Here is a 20,435-nt window from a genome sequence, read left to right as displayed (position 1 = left end):
AGCCTGCCGGGACGCTAACCCGCGACCTTCACCGTGAGGAGGGCTCGAACGTCACGGTCGGGTTACGAGGCGTGGCAGAGTGCTTTCGATCGGCGTGCGCAGGATGCTGGTCGCCTCTTCGTCGTACGGCGTTGGCTCGGCGTTGAGGATGATCAGGGGTTTGCCGGCGTTCAGCGCGATGTCGCAGAGGCCGGCGGCCGGGTAGACCTGCAGGGATGTGCCGACGGCCAGGAACACATCGGCTGCCTCGGTGGCCGCGACGGCTGCGTCGAGGACGCGGCGGTCCAGAGACTGGCCGAAGGAGACGGTTGCCGACTTGAGGATGCCGCCGCACGCCTCGCAGGCAGGGTCCTCGTCGCCGGCGTCCAGCCGGGCGAGTACGTCGGCCATCGGGATCCGCCGCCCGCAGTCCAGGCAGTCGACGAAGCGGACCGTCCCGTGCAGCTCGTGGACGAGGTCCGGTGATGAGCCGGCCTTCTGATGCAGCCCGTCGACGTTCTGGGTGATCAGTCCGGTCAGGCGGCCCTGCCGTTCGAGCTCCACCAGCGCCAGGTGGCCCGGGTTCGGCTCCATCGTCCAGACCGGTACGGCGAGACGGTGCTTCCATGCCTCCACGCGGACCGCGCGGCCGGCGACGTACTCGTCGATGTCGAACATCGCCTGCGCGGCCGGGTTCTTCGTCCAGACTCCCTGTGGGCCGCGGAAGTCGGGGATCCCGGACGCGGTCGAGATCCCGGCTCCGGTCAGTACGGCGATACGGTCGGCATGGATCACGACTCCGAACGTAGCGTCTTCCAGTCCGGAGCCACGACCGACATCACGATCTCGTCGACCCACTGGCCCTCCCACAGCAGCGAGTCCCGCAGCCGGCCCTCGACCATGAAGCCGGCCTTCTCGTACGCCCGCTGCGCCCGCGGGTTGAAGGCGTACACACCGAGGCTGATCCGGTGCAGCCCGATCTCCTCGATGCCGTAGCCGACGATCAGCCTGGTCGCCTCGGTCCCGAGCCCGCGGCCCTGGCCGGCCGGGCCGATCAGGATCCGGAAGTTGCAGCACCGGTTGTCCGGATCCCAGTCGTTCAGCACCGCCTCACCGACGACGGCTCCGGTGGCCTTGTCCACGATGGCCAGGTCGAGCCGGTCGGTCTGGTCCTGCCGGGTTCGCATCCACTCGCGTGCCCGCTCTTCGCCGATCTCGCCGTGACTCCCGGTCAGCCGGGCAACCTCCGGATCAGCCATCGCCGCAGCCATGGGCTCATAGTCGCCCTCATCCAACGGCCGCAGTACGACGAGCGCACCGGTCAGAGTCGGCTTCGTCGCGAAGTCGGTCATGCTTTCGACCGCAGCGTCTGCCACTCAGGGGCCAGGATCGACATCATGATGTCGTCGTGGCGTTCGCCGTCCAGGGCGACTGCCTGCCGCAGCCGGCCTTCCTCGACGAAGCCGGCCTTCTCGTACACTCGCCGCCCGCGCGGGTTGAACGCGAAGACGGTGAGCGAGATCCGGTACAGCCCGAGCCGCTCGAAGGCATAGTCGACGATCATCCGGGTCGCTTCGGTCCCGAGCCCCTGGCCGCGGCCGTCCGCGCCGATCATGATCCGGAAGTTGCACGACTCGTCGTCCGGACTCCACTTGTTCAGCACTGCCTCACCGACGGTCCGGCCGGTCGCCTTCGACACGATCGCCAGGTCCAGGCGGTCGGTCTGCTCCTTCCGGGTCCGCAGCCATTCGCGGTACATCTCCTCCTCGACGCCGCTGCCGTCGTCATGGGGATCGGTGAACCTGGTCACCTCAGGATCGGCCATCGCCGCCACCAGCGCGTCGTAGTCGCCCTCGTCCAACGGACGCAACACGACCAGCTCACCCGTCAGCGTCGGTTTCACCGCGAAATCGCTCACGGTCGGCAGTCTGTCAGCTGACCCGCCGAACGACGTAGCTGTTTTCGTCCGCCGACACGAGGTCCTGGGAGCGCATCCGGCACCAGGCTGGGATGTCGGTGGCGGCGGCCGGGTCGTCGGCGAGGACGGTGACGGTGTCCCCGATCGCGACGGTGGGTAGCGTCTTGGCCAGCTTGATCACCGGGAGTGGGCAGAGCAGGCCGCGGCAGTCCAGGTCGACGTTCACATCCCCACCTCCGCGCGGATCCGTCGCACGATCCCGGGCAACACCGTGCAGAACCGGTCGATCTCGTGGTACGTCGTGGTCCTGGCCAGCGAGACGCGGACGTTCCCGTGGGTGAGGACGCCCATGGCTGCCAGTACGTGGGACGGTCGCAGGGTGCTCGACGTACAGGCCGAACCGCTGGAGACCGAGAAGCCCTCCGCGTCGAGGGCAGTGACGAGTGCCTCGCCGTCCACGTAAAGACAGGAGAAGGTGAGCACGTGTGGCAAGCGGTCTTCGGGGTCGCCGACCACCTCGACATCCGGGATCTCGGCGGCCACTCGTTGCCTGAGCTCGTCGATCCAGGCGCGGTGGTTCTTGTTCAGGTCGGCGGCTTCGGCGAGGCGGGCCTGGAGAGCGGCCGCGGCGGCGAGCGTGTTCGGGATGTCCGGGAAACCGGGGGAGAGGCCGTCCTCGCGCTCGTCCATCGGCCAGGCCGGCACGATCCGGGTCCCCTTCCGCACTGCCAGCAGACCGACGCCGGCAGGCCCACCCCACTTGTGGGCGCTTGCCGTTAGCACCGACCATCCCGTCGGTACGGCGTCGTGCCCGATGGACGCGGCCGCGTCGACGAACAGCGGTACGTCGCCACACGCCTCGGCGGCTGCCTCGATCGGCTGACGCGTACCGACCTCATGGTTGGCGGACTGCAGCGCCGCCACCGCGACACCCGGCGCACGCACTGCGTCCCTGAATGCATCCAGGTCGACCCGGCCGACCATGTCCACGCCGACCTCCACTCCCGCGTCCCCGGCGGTGTGCAGTACGGCGGAATGCTCGACGGCACTGTGGACAACGGCAGCGCCCACGCGCCTGCGGGCAGCCGTGACCGCGGTCAGCCCCGCGTGGATGGCCGCCGTACCGGAGGTGGTCAGGAACAGTTCGTCGGGCCGCACTCCGACCGCGTCGGCGAGGACCGCCCGGGCGTTGTCCAGCAGCAGCCGCGCGGTCCGGCCCTCGTGGTGCAGGCGGACCGGATCGGCCCAGCCGGAATCGACTGCCGAGAGCAACATTTCCCGCGCTGCCGGGTGTAATGCCTCCGCCGACGCCGCGTCCAGATACGCACGCTCACTCACACCGGAAACGCTAAGCCCTACCTGTGCGCAAGAACGCGAAAGGTGTCCAGTAGTGTTTGGTCGTCAGTCTCACTTGGGAAGGGAAAGGCGCCCCGTGGGTTCGAACGGCACGCCCGGAGTGGACGAGCGCGCGGCAGGTCTTGCCGGCGCCACACGTCCGGCGAAGCGACGCCTGCTGGTCGGTGCGGGAGTGGTGCTCGGCACCCTGCTGCTGACCGGTTGTTCAACGGCGACCAAGGAGCAGTGGAAACGACTCGGTCTCCCCCCGGGCGCATCGGACCGGACCGAGGCTGTCCTCAGCCTCTGGATCGGTGCCTGGATCGCGGCGCTGATCGTCGGTGTGCTGGTCTGGGGCCTGATCCTGTACGTCTCCGTGCGCTACTACAAGCGCAACGACGAGGCTCCCAGGCAGGTCCGGTACAACCTGCCGCTCGAGGTGCTCTACACGCTGGCGCCGTTCGCGATCATCGGCGTGCTGTTCTTCTACACCGTCGAGCACGGCAACCAGGTCACGGCGATGTCGAACAACCCGTCGCACACGATCAACGTGGTCGGCCAGCAGTGGCAGTGGACCTTCAACTACAAGGACACCGTCGACGGGCAGGAAGGCGTCTGGGAGACCGGCACGCTGCAGAAGCCGGCCGAGCTGTGGCTGCCGGTGGACGAGTCGGTCCAGTTCGACCTGACCTCTCCGGACGTCATCCACTCCTTCTGGGTGCCGTCGTTCTACTTCAAGCTCGACGTCATCCCGGGCCGGACGAACAAGTTCCAGCTGACCCCGACCAAGACCGGCACCTTCGCCGGCAAGTGCGCCGAGCTCTGCGGGCTCTACCACAGCCGGATGGTCTTCACCGTCAAGGTGGTACCCAAGGACGAGTACGACGCGCATCTGCGTGATCTGGCCGCCAGGGGCCAGACCGGCGCCGCCACCGGTGGACAAGACGCCACCACCATCCCCGGTCACGGGGAGCAGGAGGGGGAGAAGTGACCGACCTCGCCGAGCGCACCGGCGCTATCGGTAGCACCAGCATCACCGCGTTGCCGCGGCGGCGCAGCAAGGGCCAGATCGCGGTCAAGTGGCTGACCACCACCGACCACAAGCTGATCGGCCACATGTACCTGATCACGTCGTTCGCGTTCTTCCTGATCGGCGGTGTGATGGCTCTGCTCATCCGCGCCGAGCTGGCCAAGCCGGGCCTGCAGATCGTGAACGAAGAGGTCTACAACCAGCTCTTCACGATGCACGGCACGATCATGCTGCTGCTGTTCGCGACCCCGCTGTTCGTCGGCTTCGCGAACGAGATCATGCCGATCCAGATCGGTGCCCCGGACGTCGCGTTCCCGCGGCTGAACATGTTCAGCTTCTGGCTGTTCCTGTTCGGCGGCCTGATCACCATCAGCGGGTTCTTCACCCCGGGCGGCGCGGCCGACTTCGGTTGGTTCGCCTACGCCCCGCTGTCCAACGCGGTCCGCTCGCCGGGCATCGGCGGTGACCTGTGGATCATGGGTCTGTGGATGGCCGGTCTGGGCACCATCCTCGGTGCGGTCAACTTCGTCACGACCATCATCACCATGCGGGCACCTGGCATGACGATGTTCCGGATGCCGATCTTCACCTGGAACATCCTGGTCACCTCGATCCTCGTGCTGATCGCGTTCCCGATCCTGGCCGGCGCGCTGCTGATGCTGGAGGCGGATCGAGCCCTAGGGGCTCACGTCTTCGATGCCGCGAACGGCGGGCCATTGCTCTGGCAACATCTGTTCTGGTTCTTCGGGCATCCAGAGGTGTACATCATCGCGTTGCCGTTCTTCGGCATCATCACCGAGATCCTGCCGGTGTTCAGCCGCAAGCCGGTCTTCGGCTACATCGGTCTGGTCTCCGCGACCCTCGGTATCGCGGTCCTGTCGGTGGCGGTCTGGGCGCACCACATGTTCGTCACCGGCGCGGTGAACCTGCCGTTCTTCTCGTTCATGACGTTCTTGATCGCGGTGCCTACCGGGGTGAAGTTCTTCAACTGGATAGGCACGATCTGGGGCGGCTCGGTGTCGTTCGACACCCCGATGCTGTGGTCGGTGGGCTTCCTCACGACCTTCCTCTTCGGCGGTCTGACCGGCATCATCCTGGCCTCGCCGGCGCTGGACTACCAGCTGTCCGATTCGTACTTCGTGGTCGCGCACTTCCACTACGTCGTCTTCGGCACCGTGGTGTTCGCGATGTTCGCCGGGTTCTATTTCTGGTGGCCGAAGTTCACGGGCCGGATGCTGGACGAGAAGCTGGGGAAGTTGCACTTCTGGTTGCTGTTCATCGGTTTCCACACCACGTTCTTGGTGCAGCACTGGCTGGGTGTCGAGGGCATGCCGCGGCGGTACGCGTCGTACGGCGCGAACGAGGGCTTCACCACGCTGAACGAGGTCTCCAGCGTCGGTGCCTTCATCCTCGGCCTGTCGATGCTGCCGTTCTTCTACAACGTCTACAAGTCGCGCAAGGCGCCGCTGGTGGGCGTGGATGACCCGTGGGGTTGGGGCCGTTCGCTGGAGTGGGCGACCAGTTCCCCGCCGCCGCGGCACAACTTCGAGCGGCTGCCGCGGATCCGGTCCGAAAGCCCCGCGTTCGACCTGCACCACGCCGACCTTGCCCTGGCCGAGTACCCGGACAACCGGGCCGGCACGGACAACCTGCTGGACGCCGGTGAGGACGAGGGCCGGGTCGAGCACCTGGAGCAGGTCGTGGCCGATACCGACGCTGAGGGGAAGGACAAGGCGTGAAGGTCGAAGCCTGGGTCTTCGGGATCCTGAGCGTGTTCGTGCTGGTCGTGACGCCGATCTACTGGCTGATGTCGGAGGACCCGACCGGCACCACCGCACTGACGATGACGTTCTTCCTGTCCCTGCTGGTGGCGTTCTACCTGAGCATCACGGCGCGCCGGATGGACGCCCGGCCGGAGGACCGCAAGGAAGCCGAGATCGTGGAGGGTGCCGGTGAGCTCGGCTTCTTCCCGCCGTACTCGTGGTGGCCGCTGTGGTGCGGGCTGACCCTGGCGGTCGTCGTCCTCGGCATCGTGTTCGGCTGGTGGCTGTTCATCGCCGGCTGCGGCATCGGCATCATCACGCTGTCGGGGTTCATCTTCGAGTACTACCGCGGTGACCACGCTCACTAGTTGAAGCTCGTACGGGCGCCATCCGGAAGCCAACCGGATGGCGCTTTCGTGCGTCTTAAGGGGTGCCACCGGAGAATGGGCCGTTGTGGTCCGTACCACTGTGGTGGCGGTGTGCTTGCGCGGGTATTCCGGTACTACGGGTTACCCTTGCGGCGGTTGGTGCAAACAGGGGAGAGCTGGGGAATGTTGAGCGGTTCGGTGAGGAAACACGGCCTTGCCATGGTGGGGATCTGCGCGATGCTGCTGGTGGGCACCGCGTGCAGCGACACCGAGGCGGGCGGATCGCCGTCGGCGGGGGCCACACAGAGCGGTGGTACGCCGGGTGCCTCGAGCAGCCCGGGCACCTCGTCCAGCCCGTCGGAGAACCCGGCCGCAGCGAGCATCTCGGTCGTCCCGGCCAAGGGTGCGGCCTCGGTCAAACCGGATCAGCCGGTGACCGTGAGCACCACCGTCGGCAGCCTGAAGGCGATCACCCTCAAGGACGACGACGGCGACGAGGTGACCGGCAGCTTCAACACCGACCGGACCAAGTGGACCTCCACGCCGCAGCTCAAGCCGGGCGCGTCGTACAAGCTGAGCGGCACGGCCGAAGGCACCGACGGCGCCACGGTCCCGATCAGCTCGACGTTCGAGACGCTGAAGGCGGCGAGGAGCCTGAAGGCCTCGGTCGCCCCGCTGAACGGCGAGACCGTCGGCGTCGCGATGCCGATCCAGATCTACTGGAACAACCCGGTCAAGGACCGCGCCGCGGTCGAGAAGCGCCTGTCGGTGAAGACCTCGGTCCCGGTCACCGGCAGCTGGCACTGGGTGAGCAGCACGCAGGTCAACTACCGGCCGATGAACTACTGGCCGGCCGGCACCAAGGTGACCGTCGGCATCGCCACCCAGGGCGTCAACGCGGGCCGCAATACGTGGGGCACGGCCAGCCGGACCATTGCCTTCAGCATCGGCAAGTCGGTCGTCAGCAACGTCAGCGTGAAGACGCACTCGATGACGGTGACGATCAACGGCAAGCTGGCCCGGACCATCCCGATCACCGCCGGCAAGGACGGCTTCACCACCCGCAGTGGGGTGAAGGTGATCATGGAGAAGTTCCCCACCAAGCGGATGGACGCCGCGACGGTCGGCATCAAGCCGGGCGACCCGGAGTACTACAACATCAGCAACGTGAAGTGGGCCCAGCGAGTGACGAGCTCCGGCGAGTTCATGCACGGCGCGCCGTGGTCCGCCGGCAGCCAGGGCAGCGCCAACGTCAGCCACGGCTGCGTCGGTATGAGCCTCAAGGACGCCCAGTGGTACTTCGCTCAGACCCTCCGCGGCGACCCGGTCATCGTCACCGGCACCACCCGCCGCATGGAGCCAGGCAACGGCTGGACCGACTGGAACACCACCTGGGCCAACTACAAGGCCGGCTCAGCCCTGTCCTGAGAGCGCCAGCATGGCGGCGAGCACTTCGTCGGCGTGCAGGACCGGCAGTGAGTGGTGGGTGGCGGTCGCGATCCGTACGACGCTCGCCCCGGCGGCACTGGCTCGTCGGGCGACTTGGTCGGGGTTGTGAGCCTTGCTGCGGTCCGCGACGACGACCAGGGTCTCGGTCTCGAGTTGCTGGACGTCGGGCCTGCGCGGCAGGACCGGTCGAGTGGTGGGCTCGACAGTGGCCAGGCCGGCCAGGTGCATCCAGTCCGGGTCGACGGGCAGGCCTTGCGTCTCCCAACGCAGGAACGACTCCGTACGGGCGGGACTGGGCCACAGGAGCGAGGGGAGCGCTCTGGCGACGTACCTCGGCTTGAGGCCGGTGAAGCAGTCGGTCGGATCGATCAGCACGAGCCTGTTGACCCGCGCCGGGTTCCGGAGTGCGTACGTGAGTGCGATCCGGGTGCCGTAGGAGTGCCCGCACAGCACAGCCTGCCGGATCTCCAACGCATCCAGTACGCCGGTCAGCCAGGCCATCAGGTCGTCCACCGTGCGCGGTGGGGTCGCCGTACTGCGGCCTGCGTCGCCGGGGAGGTCGAGAGCATAAACGCGGTACTGCTCCGCAAGCCGGGGCGCGACGGTGAACCAGACCGCTGACGTGGCGCCGTGGCCGGCGAGCAAGACCAGGGGAGGGGCGTCCGACGGGCCGCACGCGTTCACGTGCGTGCCGGCGAGGTCGAGGTGTTCCACCGGGACACCCCAGCGGCGGAGGAGAGCGTCGTACGCGTCCTGGAAGGTCATGACGCGAGAATAGCTCACTGAGTGAGGTAAGTTGTCGGGCATGCGTGAGGGAGTGAAGCCGGCCGACCCGGAGCGGGCAGCGGCGCTGGAGGTGGTGCACCGGCTGCGGGAGGTCGCATTGCGGCTCGAGCTGGCAGTGGGGGAGTTCGCCCGCGCGACCGGTATGCATGCGACCGACGTACGGGCGCTCACGCGGCTACTGGATGCCGAGCGGGCTGGTGTGGAGGCGACTCCGGGATGGCTCGCCCAGCAGCTCGGGATGACCTCTCAGGCGACGACGGCGGTCATCCACCGTCTGGAGGCCGCCGGGCATGTCGAACGCCTCAGAAGCCGCTCAGACGGCCGCAGCGCTCGCCTGCAGGTGTCCGAGACGGCTGTCGACCTCGGCTGGCGGTTCTTCGGGCCGCTCCTCGAGCGCCTGATCGGCATCACCGAGCAGCTGGGCCAGCGCGACAGGTCGGTCGTCAGCGACTACCTGACCACAGTCGCTGACGCCCTCGAATAAACCGAAAGACCCCGGCGAGACGCCGGGGTCTTTTGGGTGGTGCTGCGATCAGGAGCGGTCGCTGGTGACTTCGCGATACGTCTCGGTCTCGCTGAGGTCCTGGATCTCGTCCGCGTCGTGAGCGTGCTCGTGAGCCGCCTCCAACTCGTGCGTCGTCGGCTTCTGGATCGCGTCGGCGTAGTAGAAGCGCGACAGCCGGGCACGGAGCTTGTTCAGGGCCCGGCGCGGGGCGCGGACGCCGTTGTCGTCGGTCTCCGGACCGATGTCGAGCGGCAGGACCCGGTCGTGCGCCGTGAGGCTGTACGCCTCGTAGTTCGAGATCGGCTCGTGCTTCTCCGTGTACTTGCCCTCGGGGGAGCGGACGATCACACCGGTCTCCAGACCGTGCATCAGCCGGTCGTTGTCCGAACGCTGCAGCGAGATCGCGACCCGCCGGGTCACCCAGAAGGCGAGCACCGGGCCGATGAACACCGCGAACCGGAGGAACCAGGTCACGTTGTTCAGTGACAATCCGAAGTGGGTGGCGATCAGGTCGTTACCGCCACCGATCCACAGCAGCGCGTAGAAGGTGATGAACGCCGCACCGATACCGGTCCGGGTCGGCATGTTCCGCGGCCGGTCGAGCAGGTGGTGTTCGCGCTTGTCACCGGTGATCCAGCTTTCGATGAACGGATAGAGCGCGACCAGGGTGACGAAGGCAGGAGGTATCAGCAGGGCCGGGATGATCAGGTTCCAGCTGAGCGTGATGCCCCAGAAGTGTGACTCGAATCCGGGCATGATGCGGACCGAGCCTTCCAGCCAGCCCATGTACCAGTCCGGCTGGGATCCCGCCGTCACCTCCGCTGGGTTGTACGGGCCGTACAGCCAGACCGGGTTGATCTGCAGCAGCGCGCCCATCAGCGCGGTGATGCCGAACACGACGAAGAAGAAGCCGCCGGCCTTGGCGGTGTACACCGGGAACAGCGGGTAGCCGACCACGTTCTTCTCGGTCCGGCCGGGACCGGCGTACTGCGTGTGCTTGTGGTACACGACCAGGAACAGGTGGACCGTGACCAGGGCAAGGATCAACCCCGGAATCAGCAGCACGTGGATGGTGAAGAAGCGGGAGACGAATTCGTCACCCGGGAACTCGCCACCGAAGATGAAGAAGTTCAGGTACGTCCCGATGATCGGGGAGGCCCCGATCATCCCCTGGGTGATGCGTAGACCGGTGCCTGACAGCAGGTCGTCGGGGAGGCCGTAGCCGATGAAGCCCTCGATGATGCCGAGGAACAGCATGGTGAAGCCGATCACCCAGTTCAGCTCACGCGGCTTGCGGAACGCGCCGGTGAAGAAGATGCGGAGCAGGTGCACCATCATCGCGGCGATGAACAGGACCGCCGCCCAGTGGTGGATCTGCCGCATCAGCAGACCGCCGCGGACGTCGAAGGTGATGTCCAGCGTCGAGGCGTAGGCCTCGGACATGGGCAGGCCCTTGAGCAGGCTGTACGAACCCTGGTACTCGACCTCGCCCATCGACGGCTTGAACCAGAAGGTCAGGAAGATGCCGGTGAGGATCAGGATGATGAAGCTGTACAGCGCGATCTCGCCGAGCATGAAGGACCAGTGGTCCGGGAAGACCTTGCGCAGGTTCTTCCGGCCGATCTTCGCGATCCCGAGGCGGTCGTCGAGATATTTGACCGGTGGCGGGAACTCTTTGTCAGACACTGCAGTCACCCTCGTTCGAAGAAGCTCGGGCCGACCGGCTCGGTGAAGTCGCTCTGCGCGACCAGGTAGCCCTCTGCGTCCACTGCCAACGGTAGCTGAGGCAGCGGGCGGGCCGCAGGACCGAAGATGACCTTGGCGCCGTCGGCCAGGTCGAAGGTCGACTGGTGGCATGGGCAGAGCACGTGGTGAGTGGTCTGCTCGTACAGGGAGATCGGGCAACCGACGTGGGTGCAGATCTTCGAGTAGCACAGGATGCCGTCGACACCCCAGTTCTCCCGGCCGGGAGGCGTCTGGATCTCGCTGGGCTTGATCCGGACCACGATCACCGCGGACTTCGCCTTGGAGTTCTGGTACTCGACCGGGCTCTCCTCCTGCATCGCAGCCAGGTTCGCCGGCGCGGCATTGACCAGCTGGCCCACGATCATGTCGGACGGCTTGATCGGGCGGTCGGTGACGTCGTTGACGACGCGGATGCCCTTCGCCCAGATCGTGCTGTAGAGCGCGCGGCCCGGCAGCGGACCGAGGTCACGCAGCAAGATGATCGCCGGCAGGCCGAGCAGGCCCAGTCCGGTCAACAGCCCACGGCGGATCAGCTTGCGCCGGGTGAAGCCGGATTCCGCCACACCCTGCTGGAACGCGTCGGAGATGTCGGCGATCTGAGCCGGCGAGGAGTGCGCGGGGTGCCGGTCCTCGGCGATCTCCTCGTCGACCATCAGCTTCTTGGCCCACTGGATCGCGCCGGCGCCGAGCAGGAAGAGGGCCAGGCCGATGCACAGGCCGATGACCATGTTGTTGGCGTTGCCGGACAGCGGCCCGAACACGAGGTTGGCGTCGCGCGGGATGGCGAAGTACGCCACGCAGGACCCGAGGGAGAGCAGACCAGCCAGGGTGAACATCACCGAGACCTGGCGCTCGACCCGGTCGGCCGCCTTCGGGTCGATGTCGGTGATCCGGTACTCGTGCGGCTCGATTCCCGGGTCCGGGATCGGCTCCGCCACCTGCACCTGACTGTGCTCTTCCTCCGCCTTCACGGCCGGAAGGTTCTCGTCGTGACTCATTCGGCCTTCGCTCCCTTGGCCTTGACGCCCTTGGCGCCGATCCACACCGCTACACAGACCAGCAGGCCGATACCGACCAGCCAGCCCCACAGACCCTCCGAGACCGGGCCGAGCCGGCCGAGGCCGAACCCACCCGGGTCCTTCTGCTGCTGAAGCGCGTTCAGGTAGGCGATGATGTCCCGCTTGTCCTCCGGCTGCATCACCTGGTCGGAGAAGACCGGCATCTGCTGCGGACCGGTGAGCATCGCCTCGTAGATGTGCTTCGGGTCGACGTTCATCAGTGACGGCGCGTACTTGCCGTTCGGCAGTGCGCCGCCGCGGCCGGCGAAGTTGTGGCACGCCGTGCAGTTGGTCCGGAACAGCTCGCCACCGCGGGTGATCTGCTCGTCGGTGGCCTTGCTGATGTCGTACGACTCCTGGGCCGGAACCGCCGGGCCGGGGGCGAGCGAGGCGACGTACGCGGCCAGGGCCTCGATCTCCTCCTGCGTGTACGACGGCGTCTTGCGCGGCACCTGGGCGCCGGGCTGCATGGCGGGCATCCGGCCGGTGCCGACCTGGAAGTCGACGGCGGCCGCCCCGACCCCGATCAGCGACGGTCCGGCCATCTTGCCCTCGCCGTTCCCGCCACCCTCGGCGTTCAGGCCGTGGCAGCTGGCGCAGCCGACCGCGAAGAGCTTCTTGCCCTCTTCGATCTGCTGGGACTGGGCCGAGTTGTCCGCCACCGCGTCGTCAGGGGCGAACGCGGCGTACGCCGAGCCCACTGCCAGGAGGCCGAAAAGAAGCACGACGAGGCCGGCGGACCGGTGCCGTCGTCGCGCGGAGAGAAAGCGCGCCGGTGACAAGGAAGGTCTCTTCTCACTCATTTGAGCAGGTAGATGGTCGCGAACAGGGCGATCCAGACCACGTCGACGAAGTGCCAGTAGTACGACACGACGATCGCCGAGACGGCCTGTTCGTGGGTGAACTTTCGAGCCATGTACGTCCTGGCGAGGACGAACACGAAAGCGATGAGGCCACCGGTCACGTGCAGACCGTGGAACCCGGTGGCCAGGTAGAAGACCGACCCGTACGGCGACGACGAGATCGTCAGGCCCTCGTGGACCAGCTTGGCGTACTCCGTCACCTGGCCGGCGATGAAGACCGCGCCCATCAGGTACGTGAGGATGAACCACTCACGCATACCCCAGGACCGGATGTTCGCCAGTGCGCCGGACCGGCCCACCTTGCCGTGCTCGGCGGCGAACACACCCGCCTGGCAGGTGAACGACGACGCGACCAGGACGAACGTGTTCACCGAGGCGAACGGGACGTTCAGCAGCTCGGTGGACGTCTGCCACAGCGTCTCCGTACCCGGAGCGGCGGCAGCGGTCGTGACTGACCGGATGGTGAAGTAGGCCGCGAACAAGGCGGCGAAGAACATCAGCTCGCTCGAGAGCCAGACGATCGTGCCGACACTGACCATGCTGGGACGGTCGTGGTGTCCGTGTTCACGAGACGCTGGGAGCGCGGTTGCAGTGGCCACGCGGTCATTATGTCGTTCCAGGTATCGACTGCCACGACCACCCCCATGCATGTCGTCAACTCGTTGTTCTTACTGTGGAACCGTGCTTCCTCTCCACGCCGGGCCCGGCGACCAGATCGAGCCGTTCACCGCGCTCCGGTTGCTGACGGGCTGGACCTTCGAGCCGGTGTTACTCGGCGTGACCATTGCCCTCGGCGCGCTCTACCTGTACGGCGTCCACCGGCTGCACAAACGGGGTGACAAGTGGTCCCGGTGGCGCACTTTCGCCTTCGTCGGACTGGGTCTGGGAAGTGCTGTGATCGCCACCCAGTCGGCTCTCGGCACCTATGACACGGTGCTGCTCAGCGTGCACATGGCCCAGCACATGATCCTGTCGATGCTGACGCCGCTGATGCTCGCGCTCGGTGCGCCGATCACGCTGGCCCTGCGGACCCTGCCGCGGCGTCCGCGGAAATGGTTGCTCTCCGTGTTGCACTCGCGGTTCGCGAAGGTGCTCTGCTTCCCGCTGATCGGCTTCACTCTGTTCGTGCTGAGCCCATGGGCGCTCTACTTCAGTGGCTGGTACGACGCCACGCTGCATTCGGCCGTGTTGCACGACCTGCTCCATCTGCACTTCATCCTGGTCGGTTCGCTGTTCTTCTGGCCGCTGCTCGGCCTCGACCCGGTACCCGGCCGGGTGATCTACCCGTTCCGGCTGATGCTGGTGTTCCTCACGCTGCCGTTCCACGCCTTCCTCGGCATTACGATCATGTCCGCGAACAAGCTGATCGCCGAGGACTGGTACACCAGCTTCGGCCGGTCCTGGCCGCCGTCACCGCTGCACGATCAGTACATCGCCGGCGGCCTGCTCTGGGGGTCCGGCGACCTCGTCGGGGTGGTGTTCTTCGGCGTGCTGTTCGTCCAATGGGTGCGCGAGTCGCAGCGTGAGGCCCGCCGCGAGGACCGCCGGCTGGACCGGTTGGAGGAACAGGCTCGCCGGGCCGGACAGGCACCCCGGTAGCATTCGCCGTGTCCAGTCTTCTCAGAACACAGCTTGGGATGGATCGATGAGTTCAGAGCGTCCGCTGAAGGTGCTGGTCTACAGCGATGACCGCACGACGCGGGAGTCCGTCCGGCTGGCGTTGGGCAAGCGGCCCGCCGCTGATCTGCCCGAGCTCGAGTACGTCGAGTGTGCGACCGAGCCGGCCGTGATCAAGTCCATGGACAAGGGCGGGATCGACCTGGCCATCCTGGACGGCGAAGCGGTTCCGGCCGGCGGCATGGGCATCGCCCGGCAGCTGAAGGACGAGATCTTCCAGTGCCCGCCGATCCTCGTCATCACCGGTCGTCCGCAGGACGCCTGGCTGGCGACCTGGTCGCGGGCCGAGGGCGCGGTCTCGCACCCGATCGACCCGGTGCGTATGGCGGAGGTCACCGCGGACCTGCTCCGGCAGCGGCTGGCCACTCTCCCCGCCACCACCGCCTGACGCACTATGCCTGCCTACACCTGGCCCCAGGTGCTCAATCCGCTGCTGCGGCGCGAGGACCTGGAGGCGTCCGCCACCGCGTGGGCGATGGAGCAGATCCTGTCCGGCGCGGCGTCGCCGGCCCAGCTCGCGGGGTTCGTGATCGCGCTGCGGTCCAAGGGCGAGACGGTGTCCGAGGTGGAGGGCCTGGTCGCGACGATGCGCGACTTCGCCACCCGGGTCTCGGTCCCGGGCCGGACCTTGGACGTGGTCGGTACCGGTGGTGACCAAGCCCACACCGTGAACATCAGCACGATGTCGGCGATCGTTGCCGCGGGCGCCGGCGCGAAGGTGGTCAAGCACGGCAACCGCGCGGCCTCATCGGCTTGCGGTGCGGCCGACGTACTCGAAGAGCTCGGGATTCCGCTCGACCTCACCGCGGCGCAGGTCGCGGAGGTGGGGGAGCGGGCCGGGATCACGTTCTGCTTCGCGCCCGCGTTCCACCCGGCGCTGCGGCATGCCGCCGTACCTCGGCGGGAGCTCGGCGTACCGACGACGTTCAACTTCCTCGGCCCGCTGGCGAACCCGGGTGATCCGTCCGCGCAGGCCGTCGGGGTCGGGGACGCGCGGATCGCCGGGCTGATGGCCGGCGTGCTTGCGCGACGGGGGATCGACGCGTTGGTGTTCCACGGTGATGACGGGCTGGACGAGTTGACCACCCGGACCACGTCGCAGGTGTGGATCGTCGGTGGCGGAACGGTCGAAGGGCCGTTCACGGTCGACCCGCGGGAGCTGGGAATCGAGCCGGTGACCGCGGAGGCGCTGCGGGGCGCGGATGCGGCGTTCAACGCGAAGGTTGTGCGGGCGCTGCTCGAGGGCGAACCGGGTGCGGTGCGGGACGTCGTACTGCTGAACGCGGGTGCCGCACTGGCGGCGTACGAGCCGACCGAGGGTCCGATCACCGCGCGGATCCGGGCCGGGATGGACCGGGCCGCCGAGGCGATCGACTCGGGTGCGGCGAAGGAGACTCTGGATCGGTGGATCGCGGCCTGTGCCGAGGTGCGCTGACTGATCTGGCTCAGGCCCGGCCGGGGGCGCTCCCCTCGGCCGGCCTTTCTGCTTGTCGTCTGCCGACTAGCCGTTGATCTTGATCTGCTTGACCTTGTTGCGCCAGATCTGCTGCCAGGTCGGGGTGCTGCCGGCGATGTCGGCGATCGACACCATCGCGGTTCCGTCGCCGCGGTCGATCACGACGATCATGATCGTGGAGAACGTCTCCTTCAGCTTGGGCACGCTGACCGCCACCTTGGTGGTGATCTCGTGCCCCTTGTGGCCGTTGATCGTGATCGCCTTGTGCGTGGTGCCGGACAGCTTCGCGTCCTTCGAGTACAGGCCGACGATCGCCCGCGTACCCGCCTGGACCGCGGCCGCCTTCAGGCCGGCCGGCGTCGTACTGAACTTGATGTCCGGGGCGAGCTGGCCGAACGAGACATAGTTGCCCCAGTCGACCCCCTTCTGGCCGGTGTAGTCCTTGTGCACGACGAAGAAGATCGCGGCGCCGCCGTGCACACCGGACCGCTGCGCGTCCTGGTTCTGCCAGGCCGCGCTCATGATCGGCATCGTGTCGTTGTTGGCGGCAACCAGTTCGGTCCCTAGCACCTTGCCGATCGGTGGTGGCGTCTCCGTCGGCTTCACGGACGGGGACACCGTTTGCAAAGGCTTCGAGATCCCTGTCGGCAAGGCGACCGGGGTGACTGCGTCCGCCTTGGTCCAGATCCAGCCGACGCTGAGCCCGGTCGTCGCCAGGGCGGCGACCACCAGCACCAGAGCCCCGATCAACCGAGCCCTGGCAGCCGTATCCAGCGACGCCTTGCCACCACTCCGCCGGCGCCGCGCAGTCGTGATCCCATACTCCTCGTCCCCACCCTCCGAGTCATACCCCGCCGGCCCGTACGGCGTCTGTCCTGCATGCTGCCCGTGCGCCTGCCCGGGCTGCTGTCCGTGCTGCTGTCCATACGGTGCCTGCCCGGGCTGCTGTCCGTAGGACGCCTGCCCGGCGTGCTGGCCCGGACCCGAACGCCCAGGACCCTGCGCGGCCGCCCGGTGCGCCTGCTGCCCCGGCTGCTGCCCGTACCCGTGCTGCCCTGGGGGCTGCGCTGGCTGCCCCGGGCCTTGCCCCGAGTGCTGTGACTGTTGCTGCTGCGCGTACGCCTGCTGCCCCGGGCGCTGCGCCTGCGGCGGCTGCACCGGAGGCTGCCCGGAGTGTTGAGCCTGTGGCGGCTGCCCGTATGGCGGTTGACCCGGCTGCTGCGTCGGTCCCGGCGGCGCGGCCGCCGGCCGTTGGGGCTGAGCGCCGTACGGCTGCTGACCTTGCTGAGGTGGGGCCGGCGGCTGAGCCGCGTGCTGCGGCCGGCCCGGCTGCTGGGACTGCTGATAGCCCGGCTGCTGGTTTGCACCCTGCTGAGTCGGCTGCCCGGCTGCCGGCTGTCCGCTGTTCGGCTGGCTCTGCGGCTGTCCGCCGTACTGCTGCGCCTGCGACTGCCCGCCGTACTGCTGACTGGGCTGTTGCGGCTGGCTGTACTGCTGCGCCGACGGCTGTCCGTGCGACGTACTCGACGAACGTGGCGGCGGGGGAGGAGGAGGCGGCGGCGCCGGAGCGGGGGACTGACCGAACAACGGATCAGACGACCCACCCAGCCCACCGGACGACCCACTCAGCGGCTCATGATCCAGCGGGTCCGGAACCGAGTGCCGCCGGTCCGCGGCCGACGGCGGTGCGGACGTGAACCACGCATCCGGTGCGGGCGGCGCAGGCGACGTACCGGACAACGAGTCACCCGCCCCAGACTGCCCGAGCGACCCACCCGCCCCGGACTGCCCGAGCGACTCACCCGCGTCGTACGGCCCGAGCGGATCCCCCGACGAGGGATCGCGAGGGTCGCCGTCCGGCCGGTTGTACCCGGCGGGCGGTTGCGGTGGTGCACTGTGCCGCGCCGGAGGGCGCTGGGGCGGTTGCGGGGTCTGGTCTTCGTTCTCAGCCAACGTTGATTCCCTTGTAGGCCTGGCTCTCGGCGGTCCTCAGATCCGGCCGGTTGATCGGTATGTCGCTGATGTACGCGACGGCGGTTCCGTCACCGAGGTCGAAGACGGCCACCGTTAGCGTAAGCACCCGGGCGGTCAACTGGGTCGACTTCGCGGTCACTGTCTGCTGGATGAACCACCCCGACTTGCCGGACCGAGTCACCGCACCGCTCCCGGCGCTCTTGAACGTGACCGGTACGTCGCCGTACATCGATGTCTGCACCTCGCGCGACAGCCAAGCCGCGGTCGCCTTCGGGTCGCCGTTGAAGCCCGAGGCGGTACCCAGCGCGCCGACGAAGATGTCGGCGTACCAGTCGTTCTGGCCGTCGAAGTTCTCCTGCAGGAGCATGTACTGGCCGCTGGAGTTCTGCAGTTGCGCGACGAGCCGCTTCCGGTCCGACCACGGCGAACTCCGGCGCGGGAACGAGATCGCGTCCGACGAGATCCGCTCACCCTCATGCAACTTCGGATTCTTCGACTGCCCCGGCGTGGTGGTTCCCGACGCGCTCGGCGGGCCCGTCGGCTGACTCTCACTCGGCTCGCCGGTCGGCTGACTGGTCGGCTGGTTCTCCGGTCCCGCCTTCTCGTCGTCCCCCGAAGTGATCACGAAGAACCCGGCGATCACCAACATCACGCACGCCACAGCCCCGCCCACCATCAACCAAAGCCTGCCCCCAGCCCCGCCAGACTTCCCCCTCCCCCCACGAGCCTCACCCCCAGCCCGAACCCCCCAACCCTGCCCCTCACTCCGCCCACCCGGCCCACCCTGCTGCCCACCAGCCGATCCGTCAGCTCCACGCTGCCGCCGGCCCCACCCATCAGCTCCACCACCCTGTTGCTGACGGCCCCATCCGTCAGCCCCACTGTGCTGCCCGCCCCAGGCGTCACCCGCCGCCTGGCCGCCCCCGCCCCAGGCGTCACCCGCAGCCTGCCCGCCGCCACCCCAGGCGTCACCCGCAGCCTGCCCGCCGCCACCCCATGCCCGACCACCAGCCGCCCCGGCGTCAGCACCCTCTTGCTCCCGCCGCCCCCAACCCGCGTCCCCCGCAGCCTGCCCACCCCAAGCCTGCCCGCCACTAGCCCCCTGCTCCCCGTCACCCGCCGGCGTACGACCCCACGGCCCAGTAGTCACCGACCCACCACCCGCCGCCGACCCACTACTCGCCTGCCCGCCACCCGACGTTCCAGCACCCGCCTGGTCACCGGCCTGCGATCCACTACCCCAGCCGTCAGCACCGGCTCCTGTCTGGTCGCCGGCCTGCGGTTGACGACCCGAGCCGCCACCACCCGCCGACCCGCCGCCACTCCACGCTCCGGCGTCTCCCTGACCACCACCGGCCGGCTGCTCGCCACCCCGCGCTCCGGCGTCCCCCTGACTACCGCCGGCCCGCTGCTCACCAGCCCACGCCGCGGCCTGACCGCCGGCCTGCGTTCCACCGCCCCAGCCGTCACCACCGGTGGCCTCGCCGCCACTCGACGGCCCGGCGTTCGCCTGGCCACCAGCCTGCTGTCCCCACGCCCCAGCGCTGCTCGGCGCGCCGCTGTCGTCCGGCTGCTCCCCGCGTTCCCAGGCCGCGTCGCCAGTCGGTTGTCCGCCCCACGACCCACCAGTCGCCTGCTCCCCGCCGCGGGCTGCGGCATCCGTCGCGCTTTCCGGAAAGAAATCCCCGCTGAGGGACGACTTGTTTCCGGGAAGCGGGCTGGTTGGGGTCAGGTGTGGCTGATGGTGGCTATCAGGTGGTTGTTGCGTTGTTGGTGGTGGGTGGGGCGCAGACTGCTCGCCGCTCTCGGTCGCTTCACGACCCGACGGCCTGGCAGTCGCCGGATCACCGTCGTCCAGTTGTTGCTGTACGTCGTCAGCCGATGGGTCAGCGCTGGTGCGCGAATCGTCCGCACCCGTCTGGTCGTCGGGCTCTGTCGCGGCGTTCCCAGGCCGTGACAATGGCACAACGTTCGTGTGCTGCCGATCGTCGGCTGTCTGTTCCGGACGACTGCTCGAGGTCCCGTCGGCTGCCTGTCCCGCACGTGCGCCCGAAGTCTCGGCGGCCGGCTTCTCTGCACCAGCCCCGGTCCGGTCGCCCGCCTCGCCTGTGCCGGTCGATTGGTCGTCACTGGTCGTCTGCCCGCGTGGACCGGCGTTCGGCTGATTGCTGTCGGTGTCGGCCGCACGAACCCACGGGTTGTTGTTCTCGAGCTGGGGGTCGTCGCTGGTTGTCGTTGATCCGGCGCCTGTTGGCTCGGCGTCGGCGGTTGTCTGTCCGCCGCTTGTCGGAGGTTCGCTCGCTGCCGGCTGTGCGCTGCCGCGAGGGTCAGCGTTGGTTTGGGCGTCGTCACCGGTCTGCTCGGCCCGCGGGTCGGTTGCTGGGGGTTGTTGAACCGACGGGTTGGTGTTCGTGTTGTCGGTTGAGGTGCGGCCGGTGATCTGTGGGGTTTCGCCCCATCTCTCAGCGGCTGTCTCTTTCGCGGTCGCCTGGCGCGACGGCTGCGGGTCGGGCGGAGTCTGGTCGTCG

Annotated in this window: 20 protein-coding genes; 8 read left to right on the top strand and 12 right to left on the bottom strand. The window is 68.1% G+C overall.

What is annotated here, in order from left to right; all coding sequences use genetic code 11:
* Window positions 1–51 precede the first annotated feature (51 nt).
* Genes OG817_RS20430 through OG817_RS20410 form a run of 5 tightly spaced genes read right to left on the bottom strand, consistent with a single transcriptional unit; the run spans window position 52 to window position 3,235 of the window.
* On the bottom strand, window positions 52–774 hold the full coding sequence (locus OG817_RS20430; RefSeq protein ID WP_406056857.1) for an SIR2 family NAD-dependent protein deacylase: 723 nt from the start codon (window positions 772–774) through the stop codon (window positions 52–54).
* Window positions 771–1,331 (bottom strand): GNAT family N-acetyltransferase, encoded by a 561-nt coding sequence (locus OG817_RS20425; protein WP_406056855.1) that lies wholly within the window; start codon window positions 1,329–1,331, stop codon window positions 771–773. The genes OG817_RS20430 and OG817_RS20425 overlap by 4 nt, the downstream gene beginning before the upstream one ends.
* Window positions 1,328–1,897 (bottom strand): GNAT family protein, encoded by a 570-nt coding sequence (locus OG817_RS20420; protein WP_360454699.1) that lies wholly within the window; start codon window positions 1,895–1,897, stop codon window positions 1,328–1,330. The genes OG817_RS20425 and OG817_RS20420 overlap by 4 nt, the downstream gene beginning before the upstream one ends.
* A gap of 13 nt (window positions 1,898–1,910) precedes the next feature.
* Entirely contained in the window at window positions 1,911–2,123 is a 213-nt protein-coding gene (locus OG817_RS20415; RefSeq protein ID WP_396389419.1) for a sulfurtransferase TusA family protein, read from the bottom strand.
* A complete protein-coding gene (locus OG817_RS20410) occupies window positions 2,120–3,235 on the bottom strand; it encodes a cysteine desulfurase family protein (RefSeq protein WP_406056853.1) in 1,116 nt (371 codons plus the stop codon). The genes OG817_RS20415 and OG817_RS20410 overlap by 4 nt, the downstream gene beginning before the upstream one ends.
* A gap of 94 nt (window positions 3,236–3,329) precedes the next feature.
* Between OG817_RS20410 and coxB the strand changes: the two genes are divergently transcribed.
* The 4 genes from coxB to OG817_RS20390 all read left to right on the top strand — a co-directional run bounded on the left by coxB (window position 3,330) and on the right by OG817_RS20390 (window position 7,821).
* Window positions 3,330–4,223: a cytochrome c oxidase subunit II gene (coxB, locus tag OG817_RS20405; RefSeq protein ID WP_406056851.1), complete on the top strand. Its 894-nt coding sequence runs from the start codon at window positions 3,330–3,332 to the stop codon at window positions 4,221–4,223.
* A complete protein-coding gene (ctaD, locus tag OG817_RS20400; RefSeq protein WP_406056849.1) occupies window positions 4,220–6,001 on the top strand; it encodes a cytochrome c oxidase subunit I in 1,782 nt (593 codons plus the stop codon). Before coxB ends, ctaD begins: the two co-directional genes overlap by 4 nt.
* On the top strand, window positions 5,998–6,393 hold the full coding sequence (locus OG817_RS20395; RefSeq protein ID WP_360454715.1) for a cytochrome c oxidase subunit 4: 396 nt from the start codon (window positions 5,998–6,000) through the stop codon (window positions 6,391–6,393). The genes ctaD and OG817_RS20395 overlap by 4 nt, the downstream gene beginning before the upstream one ends.
* Window positions 6,394–6,630: 237 nt before the next feature.
* On the top strand, window positions 6,631–7,821 hold the full coding sequence (locus OG817_RS20390) for an Ig-like domain-containing protein (protein ID WP_406056847.1): 1,191 nt from the start codon (window positions 6,631–6,633) through the stop codon (window positions 7,819–7,821).
* Here the strand turns inward: OG817_RS20390 and OG817_RS20385 are convergent.
* Window positions 7,807–8,607: an alpha/beta fold hydrolase gene (locus tag OG817_RS20385; protein WP_406056846.1), complete on the bottom strand. Its 801-nt coding sequence runs from the start codon at window positions 8,605–8,607 to the stop codon at window positions 7,807–7,809. The genes OG817_RS20390 and OG817_RS20385 overlap by 15 nt on opposite strands.
* A 40-nt stretch (window positions 8,608–8,647) precedes the next feature.
* Here OG817_RS20385 and OG817_RS20380 point away from each other — a divergent pair, with 40 nt between their 5' ends.
* Window positions 8,648–9,112, top strand: coding sequence for a MarR family winged helix-turn-helix transcriptional regulator (locus OG817_RS20380; RefSeq protein ID WP_406056844.1), 465 nt, complete (start codon window positions 8,648–8,650; stop codon window positions 9,110–9,112).
* 48 nt (window positions 9,113–9,160) lie between these two features.
* Here OG817_RS20380 and OG817_RS20375 read toward each other — a convergent pair whose 3' ends face one another.
* Genes OG817_RS20375 through OG817_RS20360 form a run of 4 tightly spaced genes read right to left on the bottom strand, consistent with a single transcriptional unit; the run spans window position 9,161 to window position 13,399 of the window.
* Window positions 9,161–10,819 (bottom strand): cytochrome bc complex cytochrome b subunit, encoded by a 1,659-nt coding sequence (locus OG817_RS20375; RefSeq protein ID WP_406056842.1) that lies wholly within the window; start codon window positions 10,817–10,819, stop codon window positions 9,161–9,163.
* A 5-nt stretch (window positions 10,820–10,824) separates the two neighbouring features.
* Complete coding sequence (locus tag OG817_RS20370) at window positions 10,825–11,877, bottom strand: Rieske 2Fe-2S domain-containing protein (RefSeq protein WP_406056840.1); 1,053 nt, start codon at window positions 11,875–11,877, stop codon at window positions 10,825–10,827.
* Window positions 11,874–12,740, bottom strand: coding sequence for a c-type cytochrome (locus tag OG817_RS20365; protein ID WP_396389429.1), 867 nt, complete (start codon window positions 12,738–12,740; stop codon window positions 11,874–11,876). Before OG817_RS20365 ends, OG817_RS20370 begins: the two co-directional genes overlap by 4 nt.
* The gene (locus OG817_RS20360) at window positions 12,737–13,399 is read right to left on the bottom strand and encodes a heme-copper oxidase subunit III (protein WP_406056838.1); all 663 of its coding nucleotides are present in this window, start codon (window positions 13,397–13,399) and stop codon (window positions 12,737–12,739) included. The genes OG817_RS20365 and OG817_RS20360 overlap by 4 nt, the downstream gene beginning before the upstream one ends.
* A gap of 82 nt (window positions 13,400–13,481) precedes the next feature.
* On the opposite strand from OG817_RS20360, the gene OG817_RS20355 reads away from it, so the two are divergent.
* The 3 genes from OG817_RS20355 to trpD are packed head-to-tail and all read left to right on the top strand — an operon-like array spanning window position 13,482 to window position 15,912.
* A complete protein-coding gene (locus OG817_RS20355) occupies window positions 13,482–14,399 on the top strand; it encodes a cytochrome c oxidase assembly protein (protein ID WP_396389431.1) in 918 nt (305 codons plus the stop codon).
* 46 nt (window positions 14,400–14,445) lie between these two features.
* Window positions 14,446–14,865, top strand: a complete 420-nt coding sequence (locus OG817_RS20350) for a hypothetical protein (RefSeq protein WP_396389432.1) — start codon at window positions 14,446–14,448, stop codon at window positions 14,863–14,865.
* Between the two features lie 6 nt (window positions 14,866–14,871).
* Window positions 14,872–15,912 (top strand): anthranilate phosphoribosyltransferase, encoded by a 1,041-nt coding sequence (gene trpD / locus OG817_RS20345; RefSeq protein WP_360454745.1) that lies wholly within the window; start codon window positions 14,872–14,874, stop codon window positions 15,910–15,912.
* 66 nt (window positions 15,913–15,978) lie between these two features.
* Here trpD and OG817_RS20340 read toward each other — a convergent pair whose 3' ends face one another.
* Window positions 15,979–17,886: a hypothetical protein gene (locus OG817_RS20340; RefSeq protein ID WP_406056835.1), complete on the bottom strand. Its 1,908-nt coding sequence runs from the start codon at window positions 17,884–17,886 to the stop codon at window positions 15,979–15,981.
* Window positions 17,879–18,583, bottom strand: coding sequence for a hypothetical protein (locus OG817_RS20335; protein WP_406056834.1), 705 nt, complete (start codon window positions 18,581–18,583; stop codon window positions 17,879–17,881). The genes OG817_RS20340 and OG817_RS20335 overlap by 8 nt, the downstream gene beginning before the upstream one ends.
* Window positions 18,584–20,435 lie beyond the last annotated feature (1,852 nt).

This window comes from Kribbella sp. NBC_00889 (genome assembly GCF_045207705.1).
GTDB lineage: Bacteria > Actinomycetota > Actinomycetes > Propionibacteriales > Kribbellaceae > Kribbella.
Note: the sequence above shows the minus strand (reverse complement) of the source record. Positions and strands in the feature narration are given on the sequence as shown.